We start from the raw sequence: 4,455 nt of genomic DNA, 5'->3' as shown, positions 1-4,455 counted from the left end.
GTTAAAATGTGCCAGTTTGATTAAAAAAAGCAACCAGGATTGATTGAAAAGTTTATATAAAAGCCATTGGGGTAAATTTTATTTAATGTTAACTCTGTTTGAGTGAACAAAAGTTAAGTGCGGACGCTTTTTAAACAGAATGGGGGTTAAAAAGAGGCGTTTTGGCACCTCTTTCTTGTTAAGACAGTTTATCGAACGTGGTCAAAGGTGACATGCAGTCGGTCACAAACGTGGCGAGCGAAACCGCTACCGGCTTCATTGTAGATATTGAAAGCCGCGTCGGCGCCGTTATTGAGCAGTTCATCCATTTGGTCCTGATAAGCGGCAATCGCCGCTATCTGACCGGTGTAACCGCGGCTGCGCAGTTGTTCCAGCGCGATCTGATTTCCTTGATGATTCGGCATCGCCAGCAGAACCAACTTGACCCGGCCCGTATCCAAGATACGCTCCCAGAAGTCTGGATCGGTGGCGTCTCCGGCAATCACATTCCGCCCCTCTTTACGGTGCAATTGGGCTGCATCGTCACGGATCTCAACCCCAAGGCACACTTTGCCGTAACGAGTTCTGAGTGCATCGTATGCCCCACTGCCGATCCGGCCCATGCCAAGGATCAGAATTTGCGCACTGCCAGGATTGATCAATTGATCGCGGACATTCAGTTCTTCGGCGGCATGTTCTTTCAGCCAGCGGCCGGATTTACGGTAGATGTCATGGCCCATGCGATTGATAGGCGCAGATAAGACAAACGAAATCGAAACCGCCAGCGCGATAGCGACCAGAATGTCGCCGCTCATCCAACCCATCTTGAATGCCAGACCACCGACAATCAGTCCAAACTCGCTGTAGTTAAACAGACTCAGAGAGGCCAGCAGCGACGTGCGTACACGAAACTTAAAACGGTTAAGGACAAAAAAGTACAGCGCCCCTTTAAGCGGCAGCATCAATAGGAACACTACGGCCAGAGCGAGACCAGACAGGGTCGGGTGCTCTTCCAGGCCGATACTGAGGAAGAAGCACACCAAAAAGAGTTCTTTCAGGTTAAATAAAGACTTGGACAGTTCAGACGCTTTTTTGTGTCCGGCCAGCATCAGACCCATGATAAGTGCGCCGAGATCGGCTTTCATACCAACCAGTTCAAACAGGCCGGCACCGACCACCAACGCAAAGAAGATACCGAACAACACCAGCATTTCACCGTGTCCGACCCAGTCGAGCAATTCGAAGAACAGCGGTCGCAGCAGCGGAAGGGCAAACAGGGCGAGCGCGTACCATTCTGGCAGCTTGCCCGTTGAGGCGGTCAGGAAGATCACCGCAAAGATATCCTGCATGACCAGTATGCCAATGGCGATGGAACCGTATGTGGAGTTCATCTCACCTTTTTCTTGCAGCGCTTTCACGGCAAACACGGTGCTAGAGAAAGACAGGGCAAAGCTGAGCAGCAGCACTTCCTGAAGGCCCATTGCTTCAATGGATGATACGCCAAGCAACTTAAGGCACAGCAGAATCATGCTGAAAATTAACGTCGACAGCAGGTTGTGTATGCTAGCGCCAGCCCAGATTTCTTTGGAAAGCAGGGTTTTGACGTCTAGCTTGAGGCCAATGGTAAACAGCAGCAGTGTCACGCCGAGATCGGCGAGCGTATCTATGGTGCTGTTGGTTTCAAAACCGTAGGCATTGAGGGCAAACCCAGCCAGCAGAAACCCAACCAGAGGGGGCAAATTCAGTCTCAGTGCAACAAAACCGGCGACGAACGCCGCGGAGATCAGCAGTAGTTCCATACGGGTGAAAAGCTTATTCAGATGAAAGATCAAAAACGGGCGGTGTCACAAGACACGGCCCGTAAGTGTAACGCAATTCGTTGAGTATATGTTTAATCTTCCAGTAATTTTTGTAACAAAACACCGTTGAGCATTGCCCGTTTGATCATGGCAAAAGCGCCAATGGTCGGTTGATTGTCAATCTCTGAGGCGACAATCGGCAGGCCGTTATGGAACGTGGTCAGCGATTGGTTTTCGACATTGCGGCGAATGGCGGGAAACAGAATGTCCTCGCAGCGGGTGATGTCGCCTGCGATGATCACTTTTTGAGGGTTGAACAAGTTGATGGTGATGGCGATTGCTTTGCCGAGTTGATTGCCGACCCGAACTAAGCTTTGTTTGGCCAGTTCATCGCCACTATTGGCGTGCTCACAGACATCCTTTATGGTGATGCTTTCTAGGTCAGCCAGACTGGACTCATAACCTTGCGCGATCAGCTTTTTGACACGGGAAACAATCGCTGGGTTGGCGGCGACGGTTTCCAGACAGCCAAAGTTGCCACATTGACATTGTTCACCCAGCGGATCGATCTGAATATGGCCGATTTCACCCACGTTGTGGTTGGAGCCCAGAAATACCTGACCATTGACAATAATGCCAGCCCCTGTGCCCCGATGGACACTGACCAGAATAGAATCTCTGCAATCTCGGCTGGCGCCAAAATAGTGTTCTGCCAGCGCCATGCCACGAATGTCGTTGCCGACAAAACATTCTACGTGAAAAAGTTCGCGGATAATGTCGCTCAGCGCCAGGCTGTCGATGTCCGTATTGGGCATGTATTCAACCACCCCGGTTTCCGGGTTGACTAAGCCGGGCAGGGCAACGCCCACTGCAATCAACTGATTGATCTGATTTTGATGGTCGGCGACAAACTGCTTAAGGTGTGTCGTCAGGCCATCCACCAGCTCGCTCTGGTTGGTGTAGTAAAATTCAACTTGAGCCGACGCCAATTCTTTGCCACCGAGATCGTATAGACTGAATTGAATGTAGTCCCGTCCAAGACGCACGGCGACGGAATGAAACGGCTCGACTTCGGTGGTAAGGGAAATGGCCCGTCGACCGCCGGTCGACGCTTGTTGCGCGACCTCTTTGATCAGGCCGCGTTCCAAAAGTTGGCGGGTGATTTTTGTAACACTTGCCGGAGCAAGCTGACTGACGTCAGCGACCTGAATCCGGGAGATCGGACCTTGTTGGTCGATGAGTCTATATACAGCTGCGCTGTTGAGTTGTTTGACTAAGTCTACGTTACCAATCTGTCCGCCATTCATTCTTATTTATGCTCGTATTGTCCGTTAACAGTTGTCGCCTGGACAGCGAAGTCACGGTCAAAGACAGTCAGGTTGGCCACCATCCCCGGTCGGATACGGCCGAGTTTATGGTCTACACCGATTGCAGTTGCCGGATACAAAGTAGCCATCCGTAATGCTTCATCCAAAGCGATACCGACGTGCTCAACCGAATTCTGAACTGCTTCAATCATCGTCAGGGCTGAGCCGCCCAGTGTGCCGTTTTCATCAACACACTTACCATCTTTGTAATATACTTTCTTACCGACAAAAATAAAGTGATCGATGTTAGCACCTGCAGGAGCTGTGGCATCTGTCACTAATACCAGCTTTTCACCTTTGATTTTATGTGCGATACGGATGTTGGCGTAATCCACATGGAAACCGTCAGCAATGATGCCGGCGTACACTTCAGGAGTATCGTAGATAGCACCCACCACGCCAGGCTCTCGGCCAACCATTGGTGTCATGGCATTGAATAGGTGCGTGGCAAAGCTAATGCCGGCTTCAAAGCCTTTGCGTGCTTCGGTGTAGGTGGCATTGGTATGACCGATGGATACCACAATGCCGGCGTCTTTCAGGCGACGAATATGTTCTGGGTCATTGTGCTCTGGCGCCAGCGTTACCTTGGCAATCACGTCAGCATTTTCGCAAATGTAATCGATCATGCTGCCGTCAGAAGGGCGGATGTAGTCAACGCTGTGAATGCCTTTTTTCATCACATTCAGATAAGGGCCTTCCAGATGCAGGCCGAGAGAGTGATTTTGATAACAAGACTGATACTCGCGGGCGGCAGCAATGGCCTGACGCATGTTGTCGTCGGATGACGTTATCAATGTCGGCAGGAAGCTGGTACAACCGGATTTCAGGTTCGCTTGATGCATGATGTGCATGGTGTCAGCCGTGATTTCGTCGTTCAACATCACGCCGCCACAACCGTTCAGTTGCAGGTCGATGAAACCAGGGCTTACATTAGCGCCTTGCAGGTCTTTAATTTCAATGCCTTCAGGCAGCTCTGATACCGGACATACTGAGTCGATTAAATCGCCTTTAATCACCACAGCATGGTCTACCAGTACATCACTCCCCGTGTAGATTTTACAGTTAGTCAGCGCGTACATAATCAACCGATCCTTATAACTATGATTTCTCTATTCTCTTTGCGAGCATCATACGCTCATTTTACACCACAACGAGCACTTTATTTGTGAGCTTCAATTAGCTCGCGAAATATCTTGTTTAAGCGCGAATCACAACGTCATTCGTGGAGACCTGGCTGCAGTATCCCACAACCTAAAGGCTTTGTGACAAGCTGGTGTAAAACAGTTTGCTTCTAAAAGCCACACTCTGAA

Annotated in this window: 3 protein-coding genes; all 3 read right to left on the bottom strand. The window is 50.2% G+C overall.

Going from position 1 to position 4,455, the window contains the following annotated elements; genetic code table 11:
* Nucleotides 1-188: 188 nt before the first annotated feature.
* The 3 genes from CAG65_RS05195 to nagA all read right to left on the bottom strand — a co-directional run bounded on the left by CAG65_RS05195 (nucleotide 189) and on the right by nagA (nucleotide 4,224).
* Nucleotides 189-1,778, bottom strand: a complete 1,590-nt coding sequence (locus CAG65_RS05195) for a cation:proton antiporter family protein (protein WP_021703794.1) — start codon at nucleotides 1,776-1,778, stop codon at nucleotides 189-191.
* 92 nt (nucleotides 1,779-1,870) lie between these two features.
* Nucleotides 1,871-3,085 carry a DNA-binding transcriptional regulator NagC gene (nagC, locus tag CAG65_RS05190; protein WP_021703795.1) on the bottom strand — a complete coding sequence of 405 codons (1,215 nt, stop codon included), beginning with the start codon at nucleotides 3,083-3,085 and terminating at the stop codon, nucleotides 1,871-1,873.
* Between the two features lie 2 nt (nucleotides 3,086-3,087).
* Nucleotides 3,088-4,224 carry an N-acetylglucosamine-6-phosphate deacetylase gene (gene nagA, locus CAG65_RS05185; protein ID WP_161452637.1) on the bottom strand — a complete coding sequence of 379 codons (1,137 nt, stop codon included), beginning with the start codon at nucleotides 4,222-4,224 and terminating at the stop codon, nucleotides 3,088-3,090.
* Nucleotides 4,225-4,455: the final 231 nt, after the last annotated feature.

It is taken from the genome of Vibrio sp. V39_P1S14PM300, from assembly GCF_009904765.1.
Taxonomy (GTDB): domain Bacteria; phylum Pseudomonadota; class Gammaproteobacteria; order Enterobacterales; family Vibrionaceae; genus Vibrio; species Vibrio proteolyticus.
The sequence above is the reverse complement of the archived record's forward strand: the minus strand, read 5'-3'. Positions and strand labels throughout refer to the sequence as shown.